Consider the following 18107-nt stretch of genomic DNA (forward strand, 5'->3'; position numbering starts at 1 on the left):
GGGGGGGGGGGGGGGGGGAAAAAGAGAAAGGTTTTGGGGTCCCGGGGGGGACCACCCCCCCCCCCCCCGCTGCGGGGCTCGCCCCCCCCCCCCCCCCCCCCGCGTCGTCGCACCATAGAATCCCCGGCGTGAGAGGACGGCTGCCGATGGTGGGATCGCAGTCGTCGCTGCGCGAGGCGAACCGCGCGCGCGTCGTCGACGCGGTGAAACGGCACGGGGGGCTGACGCAGGTCGAGCTCACCGGGGCCACCGGGCTCTCGCCCGCCACGGTGTCGACCATCGTCAAGGAGCTCGTCGCCGCCGAGCTGGTCGAGGTGCGCAACACGATCCGCTCGGGCCGGCGCGCGCAGCTCGTCACCCTCGCCCACCGCGTGGGGCTCGTCGCGGGCGTGCTGGTGGGCACGCGGCACCTCACGGTGGCGATCGCGGACGTGTCGCACGAGATCCTCGCCGAGCAGGTGCTGCCGCTGCCGGCGGAGCACCGCGCCGACACGAGCCTCGACCGCGCGGCCCTGCTCGTCGTCGACCTGCTGGAGCGCGTCGGGTCGGAGCTCGACGAGGTGCTCGGCATCGGCCTCGGGCTGCCGGCGCCGGTCGACGCCGCCAGCGGCCAGGTCACCGTGCGGGGCATCCTGCGCGGCTGGGACGGCGTGCCCGTCGCGCAGGTGCTGTCCAAGCGGCTGGCCCGGCCGGTGTTCGTGGACAACGACGCGAACCTGGGGGCGCTGGCGGAGAGCACGGTCGGCGCCGCCCGCGAGGTGCACGACGCGCTGTACGTCCGTGCCGGGCACGGCGTCGGGGCGGGCATCGTGCTGGCGGGCCGCGTGCATCGCGGGGTCGCGGGCACGGCGGGCGAGATCGGCCACGTCCAGGTGGACCCCGCCGGCAACATCTGCTCGTGCGGCAGCCGCGGCTGCCTCGACACGGTCGTCGGCGACCGGGCGCTGCTCGAGCCGCTGCGCAGCAGCCACGGGAACCTCACCCTCGCCGACGTCGTGCGGCTGACGAACGAGGACGACCCGGGCTGTCGGGAGATCGTCGCCGACGCCGGTACGGTGGTCGGCGGCGTCGTGGCCGGGCTGGCGACGTCGCTCAACCCGGAGCTCGTCGTCGTCGGGGGAGCGCTGGCCGCCACGGGCGAGGTCTTCCTCGGGCCGCTGCGCGAGGCGCTGCGCCGCCGGACCCTGCTGCAGCAGGTCACGCCTCTCGAGGTGGTGCCCGCGGCGCTGGGGACGCGTGCCGAGCTGGAGGGAGCCCTCGCGCTCGCGCTGCAGCACACCGACCTGCTGGAGCAGCCCGACGACGGGCCGCACGGCGCGGTCGCCGTCGGCCAGGTCCGCACAGGAAAGGGGAACCGGTGAGGGGACGCACGCCGCTGCTCGCGCTGCGGCAGGTCAGCAGGTACTTCGGTGCCGTCGAGGCCCTCGTCGACGTGGACCTCGAGGTGCACGCGCACGAGGTGGTCGCCCTGGTCGGGGACAACGGGGCGGGCAAGTCGACGCTCGCCCAGATCGTGGCGGGCGTGCTGAGCCCGAGCTCGGGGCAGCTGGAGATCGACGGCGAGCCCGTGTCGATCCCGTCGCCCTCGGCGGCGAACCAGCTCGGCGTGGCGAGCGTCTTCCAGGACCTCGCCGTGTGCGAGAACCTCGACGTCACCGCCAACGTCTTCCTCGGGCAGGAGCTGCGCGGGCGCGCGGGCCTGCTGCGCGACGGCGAGATGGAGACCGAGACCCGCGCGCTCCTCCAGCACCTCACCATCCGGATCCCGTCGGTGCGCACCCCGCTGCGGCACCTGTCCGCCGGTCAGCGCCAGGCGGTCGCCATCGCGCGCACCCTCATCGGGCAGCCGCGCATCGTGGTGCTCGACGAGCCGACGGCGGCGCTCTCGGTGGCACAGACCGCCGAGGTGCTCACGCACATCCAGCGCCTGCGCGAGCTGGGCCTCGGCGTCATCCTCATCAGCCACAACCTCAACGACGTGCGCGCGGTCTCCGACCGCATCGAGGTGCTGCGGCACGGCCGCAACAACGGGTCGTTCCCGGCGACGGCCGCGCACGAGGAGATCCTCGCCGCGATCACCGGCGCTCAGGCGCACGTGCTCAGCCGCTCAGGACGCCGAGCAGCTGACCTTGGGCCAGGTCCAGTCCCCGCCGTGCATCACGGTGAAGCCGAACGACGTGGACTGGCCGGCGGCCAGCGTCCCGTTGCCGGCCGGGCGCATCGTCATGACCTTGCCCGACGAGTCCCACGTGGGCGTGCCGTTCCAGGTGGCGCTGATCCGCTGGCTGGAGCTGACGGTCACGGTCGAGGTCCACGAGGTGATGTTCCGGTCGGCCCGGACGGTCACGGTCCCGTTGAAGCGGTCGCCCCACTTCTGGCCCTCGGAGTAGGTGGCGGTGCACCCGCTGCCGCCGGTGGGCGGCGGCGTGGTCTCGCCCGGGTCGGGGTCGCCGCCACCGGGCACACCCTGGCCGTCGTTGAGGACGTTCAGGACAGAGGTGTAGGCGGCCTTCTTCTGGCCGTTGCCGTCGAAGAGCAGCGGGGTGCCGCTCGCCCGCCACGAGTCGGAGTCGCGCACGCCCCACACGGTGATGCCGGTGCAGCGCGAGACGGCGAGGCACGCCTGCGTGACGCCCTGGTACTGCTCGGCCTGCGAGCTGCCCGAGCCCTCGATGTCCAGCTCGGTGATCTGCACGTCCACGCCGAGGTCGGCGAAGTGCTGGAGCGTCTCGTGGTAGTTGTTCGGCACCGGGTTGCCGCTGTTGAAGTGGGCCTGGAAGCCGACGCAGTCGATCGGCACGCCGCGGGCCTTGAAGTCCTTGACCATGGTGTAGACGCCCTGCGTCTTGGCGTGGGACCAGTTGTCGGTGTTGTAGTCGTTGTAGCAGAGCTTCGCGTTCGGGTCGGCGGCCCGGGCGGCACGGAAGGCGGCCTCGATCCAGTCGTCGCCGGTGCGCTGGAGGTTGGAGTCCCGGCGGGCGCCGGAGGAGCCGTCCGCGTACGCCTCGTTGACGACGTCCCAGGCGTAGACCTGGCCCTTGTAGTGCGTCGCGACCTGGGTGACGTGGTTGAGCATCGCCTGGCGCAGCTGCGAGCCGCTCATGTTCTGCATCCAGCCCGGCTGCTGGGAGTGCCACGCCAGCGCGTGGCCGCGCACCCGCTTGCCGTGGCTGGTGGCCCAGTCGAGGATCCGGTCGCCGGAGGAGAAGCTGAACTGCCCCTGCTGCGGCTCGGTGGCGTCCATCTTCATCTCGTTCTCGGCCGTGATCATGCCGAACTCGCGGTCGGCGATCGTCGTGTACTGCGAGTCGCCCAGCTTGCCGGCGGCGATCGCGGTGCCGAAGTACCGGCCCTGCTCGGAGGCCGCCGCGTGGAGCGTGCTCCCGGCAGCCTGTGCGCTCAGTGCCGTGGCGGCGAGGATGCCGATCCCGGCCACCGCCGCTCCCACGGACGCGCGCCATCTCTTCGTCGTGCGCTTCATCGATCCCATCCTTCGTTCTCGAGCCTGCTCATCCTTGAGTGGTGCTCGGCCACGAGGCCTCGTCATCGAGCGGTCGGGGTCGCCGACGTCCCGAGAGTAGGTAGAAAACGTTTTCGAAACAAGCCCCGGGCACGGATCTTTCTCAGGGTCGCCGGGGCGCGGGGCCTGGTCGGAGGGGTGGACGACGGCCGGAGGTCAGCGGGCGGAGCGCTCGCCGAGGCCGAAGCGGTCGTGCGGGTCGATGTGCGCGAGGACCTTGTCGAGCGCGCCGGCGAGGGTGCGGACCTCGTCCGGGTCGAGGTCGTCGAAGACGTCCTGCAGCACCGTGCGTGCGTGGCCGGGGGCGCTCGCGACGACCTTGCGCCAGCCCTCGTCGGTGAGGTGGGCGATGGTCGCGCGGCGGTCGTCCGGGGCGGTGCAGCGCTCGACGTAGCCGCGCGCCTCGAGCCGGCGCGCCACGTGCGAGAGGCGGGGGAGCGTGGCGCTGGTGAGGCGGGCGAGCTCGGTCATGCGCAGGGCACGCTCGGGCGCCTCGGAGAGCATCGCCAGCACCATGTACTCGAAGTGGGTGAGGTCGGCGTCGCGGCGCAGCTGCTGGTCGAGCGTGGCGGGCAGCAGCTCGATCACCGCCTGGAGCCGGAGCCACGTGCGCATCTGCTCGGCGTCGAGCCAGCGCGGCTCGTCGTCGGCCGCCGTCGTGCGCCGGGTCGTCGTCACGGGATCGCCCTCCTGGTCCGTCACCCTCGAACGAAGGTTGACGCTACAACTATAGCGGTCTATGTTGGTTGTAGCGTCAACCAAACGGTCGACGACGGATCCTCAGGAGGAACCATGACCACCATCAGCATCCTCGGCACCGGGAACATGGGCTCCGCGATCGCGGGCCTGGCGCTCGCCGGCGGGAACGACGTGCAGGTCGTCGCCCGCGACGTCGCCAAGGCCGCGGCCGTGGACCCCGCCGTCGCCGCGGCCACGTTCGGCGAGCCGCTCACGGGCGAGATCGTCGTCCTGGCCCTGCCGTACCCGGCGCTGGACGACGTCGTCGCGACCTACGGCGACCAGCTCGCCGGCCGCACCGTCGTCGACCTCACCAACCCGCTCGACTTCGCCACCTTCGACGCGCTCGTCGTGCCGGCGGACTCCTCCGCCGCGGCCGGGCTGTCGGAGAAGCTCCCCGGCGCTTTTGTGCTCAAGGCGTTCAACACGAACTTCGCCGCGACGCTCGTGAGCGGCACCGTCGGCGACGTGCCGACGGCCGTCCTCGTCGCGGGCGACGACACCACGGCCAAGTCCGCGTTCGCGGCCGCGTTCGACGGGTCCGCCGTCCGTGTCGTCGACGCCGGGTCGCTGAAGCGCGCCCGCGAGCTCGAGGCCCTCGGGTTCCTGCAGCTCACCCTCGCCGCGGGGGAGAAGACGCAGTGGACCACCGGGTTCGCGCTGCTCTGACCCTCGTCCACCCCAGCACCAGGAGCCGATCATGACCCGCCACCCCGACCTCCTCGCCGCCGAGACCGCGATGGGCGCCGTCACCCTGCACGTGGGCGACCTCGGCGCGATGAGCGCCTACTACCGCGAGGCGATCGCGCTCGAGGAGATCCCGGCCCTCGGCGCCCCGGACCGGGTGGTGCTGGGGCGCGGCGGGGTGCCCGTCGTCGCGCTGCAGCACACGCCGGGGCTGCCGGCGACGTCGCGGAACCAGGCCGGGCTGTTCCACACGGCCGTCCTGTTCGACACGGAGGAGGCGCTCGCCTCCGCCGTCGCGCACGCCGCGCAGCACCCGCTGTCGCGGTTCGCGGGGAACTCCGACCACTGGGTGTCGCGGGCGTTCTACTTCACGGACCCCGAGGACAACGGCATCGAGCTCTACTGGGACCGGCCGCGCGAGGTCTGGCAGCACGACGGCGGCGGGCGCGTGGCGATGGGCTCCGACTGGTTCGACCCGCAGGAGTTCCTCCAGCGGCACCTCACCGAGGACGCCCTGGCGGGCGCCGCGGGGCAGGCCGCGCAGGTCGGGCACGTCCACCTGCAGGTCGGCGACATCCCCACGGCGCAGCGGTTCTACGTCGACACCCTCGGCTTCGAGATCATGGCGACGTTCCACGGCGCCCTGTTCGTCGCGGCCGGCGGGTACCACCACCACATGGCGATGAACACCTGGAACAGCGCGGGCGCCGGCCCGCGTGCCGCGACGCTCGGCCTCGGGCAGGTGGCGCTCACGGTGCCCACGCGCGACGAGGTCGGCGCGCTCGCCGACCGGCTGAAGCACGCCGGCGTCGCGACGCGCGACGACGGCCGGACCCTCCGGTTCGACGACCCGTGGAACACGCTGGTCGAGGTGTCGGTCGCCTGACCCCGTCCCGCCGGCGGCGAGCCGTCAGCGGAAGACGACCGTGCGGTGGCCGTCGAGCAGCACGCGGTGCTCGGCGTGCCACCGCACGGCGCGTGCGAGCGTGCGGCGCTCGACGTCCTCGCCGATCGCGACGAGGTCCGCGACCGCGCGCGAGTGGTCCACGCGCTCGACGTCCTGCTCGATGATCGGGCCCTCGTCGAGGTCGCCCGTGACGTAGTGCGACGTCGCGCCGATGAGCTTGACGCCGCGGTCGTGCGCCTGCGCGTAGGGGCGCGCGCCCTTGAAGCTCGGCAGGAACGAGTGGTGGATGTTGATGACCTGGCCCGCGAGGTCGCGGCACAGCTCGTCCGACAGGATCTGCATGTACCGCGCGAGGACGACCAGCTCGACGTCGAGCTCGGCGACCAGCTCCCGCAGGCGGTCCTCCGCCTGCGCCTTCGTGTCCTTCGTGACCGGCACGTGGTGGAACGGCTTGCCGTAGAACGCGGCCATGTCCTCGAGGTCCGGGTGGTTGCCGACGACGCCGACGACCTCGACCGGCATGCCCTGGTACCGCTCGCGGTACAGCAGGTCCACCAGGCAGTGCGGCGCCTTGCTGACCAGCACCAGCGTGCGCAGGCGGCGGCCGACGACGTCGAGCTGCCAGGTCATGCCGAACCGTTCCGCCACCGGCGAGAGCGCGGCGGTCAGGGCCTCGCGTCCCGCCTCGGCGTCGACCTGCACCTCCACCTGCACGCGCATGAAGAACAGGCCCGACGCCGGGTCCCCGAACTGCTGCGACTCGGTGATGTTGCCGCCGTGCTCGGCGAGCACGCCCGCCACGGCGTGCACGATCCCGGGGCGGTCGGGGCAGGAGAGGGTCAGCACCCATTCGGTCGTCACCCGCCCATTGTCACCGACGGCCCCGGCCGTGCGACGACACGTCCGCCGTCGGTCTGCCACGATGTCCTCATGAGCGAGGCACGCGGCACTGACGCCCAGGAAGTCCAGCAGGGGAACGGCGACGACACGCTGCGGATCGCGCTGGTCGAGGACGCGCAGGCGGGCGAGCTGCTGACGCTGCGGCGGGCGGCGTTCGTCAGCGAGGCGCAGCTGTACGACGACCCGCACATCCCGCCGCTGACGCAGACGCTGCACGAGCTGCGCGACGACATGGCGCGGGACGACGTCGTGACCGTGGGCGCGTGGGAGGGGCACCGCCTGGTGGGGTCGCTGCGCCTGGAGATCGAGGGCGCCAGGGCGACGCTCGGGCGGCTCGCGGTCGCGCCGGACCAGCAGGCCAAGGGCATCGGCACGTCGCTGATGTTCGCGATCCTGCAGTTCCTGCCGTCCGAGGTGACCGAGGTGTGGGCGTTCACGGGCAAGGACTCGAAGAAGAACCTCGCCATGTACACCAAGCACGGCTACGAGGAGCAGTACGACCGGGCGGCGGGCAAGCTCACGCTGACCTACCTGCGCCGGGTGCTCGACGAGGTCGACGCGAGGAACGCGGCGCAGGAGCCATGACCGACGCCGGCGGGCAGGCGACGCGTCCTCGGTCGCGGCGCCCGTCCATGGCCGACGTCGCGACCGTCGCCGGAGTCTCCCACCAGACGGTCTCCCGGGTGCTCAACGAGCACCCGAGCGTGCGCGGAGAGACCCGCGAGCGGGTGCTGGACGCCATCGCGACCCTCGGCTACCGGCGCAACAGCGCCGCGCGGGCGCTGGCGACGGCGCGCTCGGCGACGCTCGGCGTGGTGACCACGGGGTCGGCGCTGTTCGGCCCCACCAGCACGCTCATCGCGATCGAGGGCGCCGCACGGGACCAGGGGTACTTCGTCTCCGTCGCGACGCTGCGGAGCTACGACGCCGCGGCGATGCACGAGGCGCTGGAGCACTTCATGGACCAGGGTGTCGAGGCGATCGTGGTCATCGCGCCGCAGGACGACGTCGCGGCCGCCGTCGAGTCCTTCCGCGCGCCGGTGCCGGTGCTGGTCGTCGCCGCGCTGGAGAAGCTGCCGCGCGACGCGGGCACGACGGCGGCCGGCCCGACGACGCTCTCGCTCGCCGTCGACCAGCGGGCGGGCGCGCGCGCCGCGACCGACCACCTGCTCGGCCTGGGGCACCACGACGTCCTGCACGTGGCCGGCCCCCAGGACTGGTTCGACGCCCGCGAGCGCGCCGCCGGCTGGCGGGAGGCGCTCGAGGCGCGGGGGATCGCGCCGAGCCGCCCGCGGTACTGCAGCTGGTCGGCGGAGGACGGGTACACCGCGGGACGCGACCTGGCCGAGGCCGTGGTGGCGCACGAGGGCCCGACGGCGGTGTTCGCCGGGAACGACCAGCTCGCGCTCGGCATCCTGCGGGCGTTCTGGGAGCGGGGGCTCTCCGTGCCCGACGACGTGTCGGTGGTGGGCTTCGACGACGTCGCGGGGGCCGCGTACTTCGTGCCACCGCTGACCACGGTGCGCCAGCCGTTCGGGGTGCTGGGGGAGCGCAGCGTGGCGATGGTCGTCGCGGCGCTGGCCGGCGGGAGCGTGCCGACCGAACGGATCGTGCCCGAGCTCGTGGTGCGCTCCAGCACGGCGCCGCCGCCCGCCCGCTGACCGCGGTTCGTCGACCACCGCTCGTTGACCGCCGTCGTGGCGGCTGGGTAGATTCGGCGCGTTCGCAGTTCTACATCGTTGTAGAGGAGTCACGATGCGCAGATCTCTCAGTCGGGCCCGTGCCGCGGCGGCGGGGGTGCTCACGACGGCGCTGCTGGGCGCGTCGCTGGTCGCCGCCACCACCGTCGGTCCGGCGACCGCCACGCCCGGCGCCGCCGAGCGCGGCCGCCCGGCACCGACCGCCCCGACCGGCGGCCTCTCCGTGACCGGGGAGACCTCGCCGGTGCACGACCCGGCGCTCGTCGTCGACGACGACGGCACCTGGCGCGTCTACACCACGGGCCTCGTGAACCGGGAGAACGGCGGCACGATCCAGATGTGGTCGAGCCACGACGAGGGGGTCACCTGGGCCCACGACGGCACGGTCTGGGACGAGATCCCCGCGTGGATCGACGAGCGCTTCGCGGCGGACGGCGACGGGGCGCTGCCCGACAACCTGTGGGCGCCCGAGGTCTACGAGCACGACGGCACCTACTACCTCTACTACTCGGCGTCGCGCTTCGGCACGAACACCTCGGTGACGGCCCTCGCGACCAACACGACCCTCGACCCGGACGACCCGGACTACGCGTGGGTCGACCAGGGGCCGGTGATCGACTCGCCGCAGGAGATCGCCGGCGGCAAGACGTTCAACGCGATCGACGCGGGCATCGTCGAGGGTGCGGACGGCACCCCGTACATGGCGATCGGGTCGTACTGGTACGGCATCTTCCTCGTCGAGCTCGAGTGGCCCACCGGCAAGCTCGCCGACGGCGCGCTCGAGAACGCCACGCACCTGGTGGACCGCATGATGCCGGGCAACCCCGTCGAGGCGCCGTACCTCACCAGGCACGACGGCTGGTACTACCTGTTCGTCTCGTTCGACAGGTGCTGCCAGGGTCTCGACAGCACCTACCAGGTGGCGGTCGGGCGGTCGCGCGACGTCACCGGGCCGTTCCTCGACCAGGACGGCAAGGACCTGGCCGACGGCGGCGGCACCGTGCTGCTCTCCTCGCACGGCGCGGTGGTCGGGCCGGGCGGCCAGTCGGTGTCCGACGGCGTCCTCGCGTTCCACTACTACGACGGCGCGAACGCCGAGATCCCGGGCTTCCCGACCCTCGGGCTGCAGCGCCTGGGCTGGGAGGACGGCTGGCCCGTGGTCGACCAGGCCGTCGAGGAGCCGACCGTGACGAAGGGCCCCCGCGACGCGACGGTGCGGGGGAACCGCCCCGCGACGTTCGACGTCCGCGTGGCCGGAACGCCGGTGCCGGTCGTCACGTGGGAGACCTCGGAGGACGACGGCGCGACCTGGTCGCCGCCGGCCCCGGCTCCCGCGACGCGGGCCACCGGCGGCACGGCGCGCTGGACGCTGAAGCACGCCGGGCGCGAGCCGGACGGCCTGCTCGTGCGCGCCGTCGTCGCCAACGCCCACGGCGAGGTGCGCAGCGAGCCGGCGCGGCTCGACGTCGTCGCGCCCGGCCGCCCGACGAGGTAGCCCCCACCGCGTCGAGGTAGTCCGCCTCGCGGCGAGGTAGTGCCGAGCCTGCCGAGGTAGTGGACCAGTCCACTACCTCGGCAGGGTCACGACTACCTCGGCACGCAGTGAACTACCTCGGCCAGACTGGGACTACCTCGGCGAGACCAGAACGACCTCGCGGGTGGGGAGCACCCGATGTGAGCGCTAACATGGATCGACCACCACGACGCCCGGGGCCGGGCGGGGACGGAGCAGGGATGGCGGAGCAGGCCGCGCAGGCGGACGACGTGCGCGAGATCCGGGAGGCGATCGTCGCCGGGAGGGCGGCGCTGGGCATCGAGCTCGGCTCCACCAACATCAAGGCGTGCCTGATCGGGCCCGACCACGCGCCGCTCGCGAGCGGCTCGCACGCGTGGGAGAACGAGCTCGTCGACGGGGTGTGGACCTACGCGCTCGACACCGTGCACGCCGGGCTGCAGGGCGCGTACGCCGCGCTCGTCGCCGACGTCGAGCAGCGCTACGGCGTGCGGCCCACCACCTACGCCGCGCTCGGCGTCTCGGCGATGATGCACGGCTACCTGCCGTTCGACGCCGACGGCGAGCTGCTCGTCCCGTTCCGCACCTGGCGCAACACCAGCACCGGGCCGGCGGCCGCGGAGCTGTCCGCCCTGTTCGGGCACAACATCCCGCTGCGCTGGTCGATCGCCCACCTGTACCAGGCGATCCTCGACGACGAGCCGCACGTGCCCCAGGTCGCGTCGTTCACCACGCTCGCCGGCTACGTGCACCGGGCCCTGACCGGCCGGCACGTGCTCGGCGTCGGCGACGCGTCGGGCATGTTCCCGATCGACCCGGCCACCGGCGACTACGACGCGCGGATGCTGGAGCAGTTCCGCCACCTCGCCGCCGCCAAGCGGCCGGGGCTCGACGTCGAGGGCCTGCTGCCCCAGGTGCTGACGGCGGGACAGGACGCGGGCCGCCTCACGCCCGAGGGCGCGGCCCTGCTGGACCCGTCCGGCACCCTGCAGCCCGGCGTGCTCCTGTGCCCGCCGGAGGGTGACGCCGGCACCGGCATGGTCGCCACCGGTTCCGTCGCCCCGCGCACCGGCAACATCAGCGCGGGCACGTCGATCTTCGCGATGGTCGTCCTCGAGCGGCCGCTGACCACCGTGCACCACGAGCTCGACCTCGTCACCACGCCCGCCGGGGACCTCGTCGCGATGGTGCACTGCAACAACGGCGCCAGCGAGCTCGACGCGTGGGCCGGCGTGTTCGGCCAGTTCGCGGCCGCGCTCGGGCAGCCGGCCGAGCCCGACGCCGTCTTCGGCGCGCTCTTCCGCGCCGCGCTCGACGGCGCGCCCGACGGCGGCGGGCTCCTCGCGTACAACTACCTCGCCGGCGAGCCCATCACGGGCCTCGACGAGGGCCGACCCCTGGTGGTGCGCACCCCCGACAGCCGCCTCACGCTCGCGAACTTCGCGCGCACGCAGCTCTACGGCGTGTTCGGCACGCTCGCGCTCGGCATGCGCGTGCTGCACGGCGAGGGCGTCGCGATCGACACGATGTTCGCGCACGGTGGCCTGTTCAGGACGGCGGGCGTCGCCCAGCGGCTGCTGGCCGGGGCGATCGACGCGCCCGTCGCCGTCGGGCAGACGGCGGGGGAGGGCGGCGCCTGGGGCATCGCGCTCCTCGCCGCGTACGCCGGTGCGCGGGCCGAGGCCGGGACGGACGGCGGGGCGCCCGCCCTCGACGCCTACCTGGCCGAGCGCGTCTTCGCCGACGCCCGCCTCGACGTCGCCGAGCCCGAGGCCGAGGACGTCGCCGGCTTCGCCGCCTACCTGGAGCGGTACTCCGCCGGCCTCGCGGTCGAGCGCGCCGCCACCGCAGCCCTCTGACGACACCCGCAGTCGACGAACCACACCCCGCACTGGAGAAGCACATGAGCACCGTCACCGAGGTCCCCGCGCACCTGCGCGCCGCCGTCGACGCCGCCAAGGAGAAGGTCGCGGCCCTGCACGCCGAACTGCCCCGCTGGGAGCTCGTCGTGTGGACCGCCGGCAACGTGTCCGAGCGCGTCCGCGACGACCGCACCCCCGACGGCTCGGGCGACCTCCTGGTCATCAAGCCGTCCGGCGTCGCCTACGACGACATCACCCCGGAGTCCATGGTGGTGTGCGACCTGGACGGGAACCTCGTCGAGGGCGACCGCTCGCCGTCGTCGGACACCGCCGCGCACGCCTACGTGTACACGCACATGCCCGAGGTGGGCGGCGTCGTGCACACGCACTCCACCTACGCGACGGCGTGGGCCGCCCGCGCGGAGGAGATCCCCTGCGTCCTCACGATGATGGCCGACGAGTTCGGCGGCCCCGTGCCCGTAGGGCCGTTCGCGATCATCGGCGACGACTCCATCGGCCGCGGCATCGTCGAGACCCTGAGCGGTCACCGCAGCCCGGCGGTCCTGATGCGCAACCACGGCCCGTTCACCATCGGCAAGGACGCCCGTGCCGCGGTGAAGGCCGCCGTGATGGTCGAGGAGGTGGCCCGCACGGTGCACGTGTCGCGCCAGCTCGGCGAGCCGCTGCCCATCGCGCAGGAGCACGTGGACTCCCTGTACGCCCGCTACCAGAACGTCTACGGCCAGCACTGAGCCCGGCCGCCCGCGAACAGACCTGAACCAGACTGATCCAGAGAGGACACCCATGAGCAAGCCGTACGCCGACCGAGAGGTCTGGTTCTTCACCGGCAGCCAGGACCTGTACGGCCCCGAGACGCTGGAGCAGGTCGCCCAGCAGTCGCAGGAGGTCGCCCGCGCGCTCGACGCGTCGTCCGACGTGCCCGCGAAGGTCGTGTGGAAGCCCGTGCTCAAGGACGCGGGCTCCATCCGCCGCGCCATGCTCGACGCGAACGCGGACGACAAGGTGCTCGGCGTCATCACGTGGATGCACACGTTCAGCCCGGCGAAGATGTGGATCTCCGGCCTCGACGCGCTGCGCAAGCCGCTGCTGCACCTGCACACGCAGGCGAACGTCGAGCTGCCCTGGGCGGACATCGACTTCGACTTCATGAACCTCAACCAGGCCGCGCACGGCGACCGCGAGTACGCCTACCTGGCCACGCGCCTCGGCGTCGCGCGCACCACCGTCGTCGGGCACGTGTCGAACCCGGCCGTGACCCGCCGGGTGGGCACCTGGGTCCGCGGCGCGGCGGGCTGGGCCGCCACGCACGAGCTGAAGCTGGTGCGCTTCGGCGACAACATGCGCAACGTCGCCGTCACCGAGGGCGACAAGACCGAGGCCGAGCTGCGCTTCGGCGTCTCCGTGAACACGTGGGGCGTCAACGACCTGGTCGACGCCGTCGAGGCCGTGGACGACGCCGCGATCGACGCGCTGGTCGCGGAGTACGAGGAGCTCTACGAGGTCGTCCCCGAGCTCCGCCGCGGCGGGGAGCGGCACGAGTCGCTGCGCTACGCGGCCCGCCAGGAGATCGCCATGGAGGCGTTCCTCGTCGAGCGCGGCGCCAAGGCGTTCACCACGAACTTCGAGGACCTCGGCGCCCTGCGCCAGCTGCCCGGCATCGCCGTCCAGCGGCTCATGAGCAAGGGCTACGGCTTCGGCGCGGAGGGCGACTGGAAGACGGCCGTCCTGGTGCGCGCCGCGAAGGTCATGGGCGAGGGCCTGCCCGGCGGCGCCTCCCTCATGGAGGACTACACCTACGACCTCACGCCCGGCTCCGAGGTCATCCTCGGCGCCCACATGCTCGAGGTCTGCCCGTCCCTCACGACGTCGAAGCCCCGCGTGGAGATCCACCCGCTCGGTATCGGCGGCAAGGAGGACCCGGTCCGCATGGTGTTCGACGCCGACGCGACCGAGGGGGCCGTCGTCGTCTCGCTCGCCGACATGCGCGACCGCTTCCGCCTCACCGCGAACGTCGTGGACGTCGTCCCGCCGACGCAGGACCTGCCGAACCTCCCGGTGGCCCGCGCCGTCTGGGCGCCGCGTCCCGACTTCACCACCTCCGCCGAGGCCTGGCTGACCGCGGGCGGCGCGCACCACACGGTGATGTCGACGGCGGCAGGCGTCGAGGCGTTCGAGGTGTTCGCGAACATCGCGCGCACCGAGCTGCTCGTCATCGACGAGGACACCACGCGCCGCGGCTTCGCCGACCAGGTGCGCTGGAACCAGGTGTACTACCGCCTCGCCCAGGGGCTCTGAGCACCACCACCGGCGCCGTGCCGGCGGTTCGGTAGGCTGACGCCGCCGAGCCGCCGGCCGGTCGTCCGGTGGACGCATCCCGTGGAGGCCCCGCATGGCGAGTCCCGCCGCCGACAAGCCGAACATCCGGCAGGTCGCGCAGCTCGCCGGCGTCTCGCACATGACGGTGTCGCGGGTGCTCAACGACCACCCGAACATCCGCGAGGCCACCCGGCGCCGGGTCGAGGAGGCCATCGAGCAGCTCGGCTACCGGCCGAACATGACGGCACGGGCCCTGGCCACCCAGCGCAGCCGGCGCATCGGCGTCCTCGTGGAGAGCGCGGCGACGTTCGGGCCGACCAGCACGCTGTACGCCGTCGAGTCCGCCGCCCGCGCGTCCGGGTACGTGGTGAGCTCCGTGCTCCTGCGGGCGGGGGAGGAGATCACCCCCCAGGAGGCCGTCGACCACCTCGTCGCGCAGGGCGTCGACGCGCTCTGCGTCGTGGCGCCGCGGTCGTCGTCGATCGCCGCGCTGCGCCGCATCGCCGTCGGGGTCCCGGTGCTGGTCGTCAAGCCCGACAAGGACCCGACGTTCCTCACCGTGACCGTCGACCAGCAGGCCGGCACGGCGCTCGCCGTCGACCACCTCGTCTCGCTCGGCCACCGCGACATCCTGCACCTGGCCGGGCCGCTCGACTGGCTCGACGCCCGCACGCGCGAGCGGTCCTTCCATGCCCGGACGAAGTCGTGGGGGCTGCGCGAGCGACCCATCGTCGTGGGGGACTGGACGGCGGACTTCGCCTACGACTTCGCGCGCGGCATCCGCGAGCTCCCGGAGTACACGGCGATCTTCGCCGCGAACGACGACATGGCCGTGGGCCTCGTGCACGGCCTGCACGACCGTGGCTTCTCGGTGCCCGACGACGTGAGCGTCGTGGGCTTCGACGACATCCCCCTCGCGCGGCACGTCATCCCCCCGCTGACGACGGTGCGACAGAACTTCCACGCGCTCGGCGTCTCGGTCGTCGACGTCCTGCGGTCCGCGATCGAGGAGCAGGAGATCCCGACGGTCACGAAGATCCCCCCGGAGATCGTCGCGCGCGCGTCGAGCGCCCCGCCGCGGAAGGCCGCACGATGACGTCCCGGTCCGAGGCGCAGGCCCCCGTGGTCGTGCTGCGCGGGATCACGGTGGAGCGCTCGGGGGTGCGGGTCCTCGACGACGTGGACCTGGCGCTGCGGCCGGGTGAGGTGCACGCGCTCATGGGGGAGAACGGCGCGGGCAAGTCGACCCTCATCGGTGCGCTCACGGGGACGCTGCCGATCCTGGCGGGGACCGTCGTGGTCGACGGCGTCGCGACCCCGCCGACGAGCGTCGCGCAGAGCCGCGCGGACGGTATCGCGACCGTCTTCCAGGAGACGCACCTGAGCCCGCACCTGACCGTCGCCGAGAACGTGATGATCGGGCACGAGGTGCGCGGCTGGTTCGGCATCGACTGGGGCCGGACCAGGGCGCGTGCGGCGGCCGCCCTCGCCGCGCTCGGGATCGAGGACATCGACCCGCGCGCCCCGTTGTCCGCGCTGTCGCCCGCGACCAAGCAGCTCGTGGCGGTGGCCCGGGCGATCGTCCTCGAGCCGCGCGTGCTCGTGCTCGACGAGCCGACGTCGAGCCTGGACGCGGACGAGGCCGCCCGCCTGCTGGGCGTCGTGCGCCGCCTGTGCGACCAGGGGGTCGCGGTGCTGTTCGTCTCGCACTTCCTCGAGCAGGTCTTCGAGGTGAGCGACCGGATGACCGTGCTGCGGGGCGGCCGCGTCGTCGCGGAGTTCCGGACGGCGGACGTCGAGCGCGCCGAGGTGATCTCCAAGATGCTCGGCGAGGACATCGACGCGCTCCAGGCGCTGCGCTCCCAGCGGCTCGCGCACCACTACGCGGGCACGGGCGAGGCGACGCTGCGGGCGTCGTCCCTCGGGCGCCACGGCGTCCTCGAGCCGACCGACCTCGAGCTGTCCCGGGGCGAGGTCGTGGGCTTCGCGGGGCTGCGCGGGTCGGGGCGCACCGAGCTCGCCCGGCTGATGAGCGGGGTGGAGCGCCCCGACCGCGGGGAGCTGTGGCTCGACGGCGTCCGGGTGCAGCTCCGCAGCCCGGGGGCCGCCCTGCGGCACCGGATCGCGATGTCGAGCGAGAACGTGCGCGACGACGGCATCGTCGCGGGGCTCACGGTGCGGGAGAACATCGTGCTGGCGCTGCAGGCGCTGCGGGGCTGGTCGCGGCCGCTGTCGCGGGGCGAGCAGGACGCGGTCGTCGACACGTACCTCGACGCCCTGCACCTGTCGGCCGAGGACCTGGACCGGCCGGCCGGCGAGCTGTCCGGGGGCACGCAGCAGAAGGTGCTGCTCGCCCGGCTGCTGGCCACGCGGCCGCACGTGCTGATCCTCGACGAGCCGACGCGCGGCATCGACATCGCCGCCAAGCTGGAGATCCAGCGCCGGGTGGCGCGGCTGGCGGGCGAGGGGGTCGCCGTCGTCTTCATCTCCTCCCAGCTGGAGGAGGTGGTGCGCCTCGCCGACCGCATCGTGGTGCTCAAGGACCGCGAGAAGATCGGCGAGCTGAGCAACGGTCCGGGGGTCACGGTCGACACCATCGTCGAGATGATCGCGGCGGACGTCGACGAGCTCGACGAGCTCGACCCCGGCCACTCCTGACGGTCTCCGCGCCGCGCGCGGAGCACCGGTGGCGGCGTTACGGAACCGTGACGTGGAATCGTGGAGCACCTCTATGTGACCGGTCACATCTCCGCTATGTTAGCGGTCACACAAGCGTTGCCGGAGGGTCAGAGCAGACCCACGGACCGGGTCCCCCGGTCGGCCGGCGTCTCGAGGAGGAGATCATGAGCAAGAACTTCCGGCGCGCCGGAGCGGCGATGTTCGTCGCGGCCCTCACGGCAGCCTCGCTCGTCGCGTGCAGCAGCGAGCAGGCGCCCCAGGGCGGCGGGGACGGGGGCGGCGAGTCCGCCGCGGCCTCGGACACGATCGTCCTCGGCTTCTCGCAGGTCGGGGCCGAGTCCGGCTGGCGCGCGGCCAACACCAAGTCCATCCAGGACACGCTCACCCAGGAGAACGGGTTCGACCTCAAGTTCTCCGACGCGCAGCAGAAGCAGGAGAACCAGATCCAGGCGATCCGGTCCTACATCCAGCAGCAGGTCGACGTCATCGCCTTCTCGCCCGTCGTCGAGACCGGCTGGGACGCCGTGCTCGAGGAGGCCAAGGCCGCGGGCATCCCGGTGATCCTCACCGACCGGGCCGTCGACTCCGAGGACGACACCCTGTACGAGTCGTTCATCGGGTCGGACTTCGTCGAGGAGGGCAAGCGCGCCGGCGAGTGGGCCGTGGAGCAGTACGACGGCGAGGGCTACAAGGCCGTCGAGCTGCAGGGCACCACCGGCGCCGCGCCGATGATCGACCGGCAGCAGGGCTTCGCCGACGCGATCGCGGGCTCCGACATCGAGATGATCGACTCGCAGACCGGCAACTTCACCCGCACCGAGGGCAAGCAGGTGATGGAGGGCTTCCTGCAGAAGTACGACGACATCGACCTGGTCTTCGCCCACAACGACGACATGGGCCTGGGCGCCATCGAGGCGATCGAGGCCGCGGGCAAGGTGCCGGGCAAGGACATCAAGATCATCACCGTCGACGGCGTCAAGGACGGCATGCAGGCGCTCGCCGACGGCAAGATCAACTACATCGTCGAGTGCAACCCGCTGCTCGGCCCGGACCTCGCGGAGATCGCGAAGAAGGTCGTGGCGGGCGAGGCGGTCGAGAAGCGCATCGTCACGCAGGACGAGGCGTTCGACCAGGAGGCGGCGAAGGCGGCCCTGCCGGACCGCCAGTACTGATCGTCGGTACGCTCCACCGAGACCCAGGGGGGGGGGGGGAAAGGGAGGCAACAGCCCCACCCCCACCCCCTCCCCCAGCACAACAACGAGTG

General features: G+C 72.9%; 15 protein-coding genes and 1 pseudogene. 13 read left to right on the top strand and 3 right to left on the bottom strand.

Translation table 11 applies throughout. The features are described 5' to 3' along the window. Positions 1-146: 146 nt before the first annotated feature. Together ACFVS0_RS05155 and ACFVS0_RS05160 are read left to right on the top strand one after the other, a co-directional pair. Positions 147-1361 carry an ROK family transcriptional regulator gene (locus tag ACFVS0_RS05155; protein ID WP_430552543.1) on the top strand — a complete coding sequence of 405 codons (1215 nt, stop codon included), beginning with the start codon at positions 147-149 and terminating at the stop codon, positions 1359-1361. After that, positions 1358-2089: pseudogene (locus ACFVS0_RS05160) on the top strand (ATP-binding cassette domain-containing protein); the annotation flags it as partial. The gene ACFVS0_RS05155 and the pseudogene ACFVS0_RS05160, both read left to right, overlap by 4 nt. 18 nt (positions 2090-2107) lie before the next feature. On the opposite strand, the gene ACFVS0_RS05165 reads toward ACFVS0_RS05160, so the two are convergent. Continuing rightward, positions 2108-3490: an endo-1,4-beta-xylanase gene (locus tag ACFVS0_RS05165; RefSeq protein ID WP_430587354.1), complete on the bottom strand. Its 1383-nt coding sequence runs from the start codon at positions 3488-3490 to the stop codon at positions 2108-2110. A gap of 186 nt (positions 3491-3676) precedes the next feature. Beyond that, complete coding sequence (locus ACFVS0_RS05170) at positions 3677-4198, bottom strand: MarR family winged helix-turn-helix transcriptional regulator (protein WP_430552522.1); 522 nt, start codon at positions 4196-4198, stop codon at positions 3677-3679. Positions 4199-4312: 114 nt separating this feature from the next. On the opposite strand from ACFVS0_RS05170, the gene ACFVS0_RS05175 reads away from it, so the two are divergent. Both ACFVS0_RS05175 and ACFVS0_RS05180 read left to right on the top strand, forming a co-directional pair. Then, positions 4313-4927 carry an NADPH-dependent F420 reductase gene (locus ACFVS0_RS05175; RefSeq protein ID WP_430587529.1) on the top strand — a complete coding sequence of 205 codons (615 nt, stop codon included), beginning with the start codon at positions 4313-4315 and terminating at the stop codon, positions 4925-4927. A gap of 31 nt (positions 4928-4958) precedes the next feature. Further along, positions 4959-5831 (top strand): VOC family protein, encoded by an 873-nt coding sequence (locus ACFVS0_RS05180; protein WP_430586724.1) that lies wholly within the window; start codon positions 4959-4961, stop codon positions 5829-5831. A gap of 24 nt (positions 5832-5855) precedes the next feature. Here the strand turns inward: ACFVS0_RS05180 and purU are convergent, their stop codons facing one another. After that, positions 5856-6713: a formyltetrahydrofolate deformylase gene (gene purU, locus ACFVS0_RS05185; protein ID WP_430552519.1), complete on the bottom strand. Its 858-nt coding sequence runs from the start codon at positions 6711-6713 to the stop codon at positions 5856-5858. Between the two features lie 69 nt (positions 6714-6782). On the opposite strand from purU, the gene ACFVS0_RS05190 reads away from it, so the two are divergent. From ACFVS0_RS05190 to ACFVS0_RS05230, 9 genes are all read left to right on the top strand, one after another. Next, positions 6783-7337: a GNAT family N-acetyltransferase gene (locus ACFVS0_RS05190; protein WP_430552515.1), complete on the top strand. Its 555-nt coding sequence runs from the start codon at positions 6783-6785 to the stop codon at positions 7335-7337. Beyond that, on the top strand, positions 7334-8413 hold the full coding sequence (locus tag ACFVS0_RS05195) for a LacI family DNA-binding transcriptional regulator (protein ID WP_430587355.1): 1080 nt from the start codon (positions 7334-7336) through the stop codon (positions 8411-8413). Before ACFVS0_RS05190 ends, ACFVS0_RS05195 begins: the two co-directional genes overlap by 4 nt. Before the next feature lie 94 nt (positions 8414-8507). After that, positions 8508-9947: a glycoside hydrolase family 43 protein gene (locus tag ACFVS0_RS05200; protein WP_430587356.1), complete on the top strand. Its 1440-nt coding sequence runs from the start codon at positions 8508-8510 to the stop codon at positions 9945-9947. A gap of 239 nt (positions 9948-10186) precedes the next feature. Beyond that, positions 10187-11824, top strand: a complete 1638-nt coding sequence (locus ACFVS0_RS05205) for a xylulokinase (protein ID WP_430587357.1) — start codon at positions 10187-10189, stop codon at positions 11822-11824. A gap of 44 nt (positions 11825-11868) precedes the next feature. Further along, positions 11869-12579: an L-ribulose-5-phosphate 4-epimerase gene (locus ACFVS0_RS05210; RefSeq protein WP_430552511.1), complete on the top strand. Its 711-nt coding sequence runs from the start codon at positions 11869-11871 to the stop codon at positions 12577-12579. Between the two features lie 52 nt (positions 12580-12631). Then, positions 12632-14143: an L-arabinose isomerase gene (gene araA / locus ACFVS0_RS05215; RefSeq protein ID WP_430586717.1), complete on the top strand. Its 1512-nt coding sequence runs from the start codon at positions 12632-12634 to the stop codon at positions 14141-14143. Between the two features lie 94 nt (positions 14144-14237). After that, the gene (locus ACFVS0_RS05220) at positions 14238-15260 is read left to right on the top strand and encodes a LacI family DNA-binding transcriptional regulator (RefSeq protein WP_430552509.1); all 1023 of its coding nucleotides are present in this window, start codon (positions 14238-14240) and stop codon (positions 15258-15260) included. Next, positions 15257-16822 (top strand): sugar ABC transporter ATP-binding protein, encoded by a 1566-nt coding sequence (locus tag ACFVS0_RS05225; RefSeq protein WP_430552508.1) that lies wholly within the window; start codon positions 15257-15259, stop codon positions 16820-16822. The genes ACFVS0_RS05220 and ACFVS0_RS05225 overlap by 4 nt, the downstream gene beginning before the upstream one ends. A 185-nt stretch (positions 16823-17007) precedes the next feature. Next, entirely contained in the window at positions 17008-18015 is a 1008-nt protein-coding gene (locus ACFVS0_RS05230; RefSeq protein ID WP_430552507.1) for an ABC transporter substrate-binding protein, read from the top strand. The last annotated feature ends 92 nt before the right edge of the window (positions 18016-18107 follow it).

It is taken from the genome of Isoptericola sp. NPDC058082 (assembly GCF_042885055.1).
Taxonomy (GTDB): domain Bacteria; phylum Actinomycetota; class Actinomycetes; order Actinomycetales; family Cellulomonadaceae; genus Isoptericola.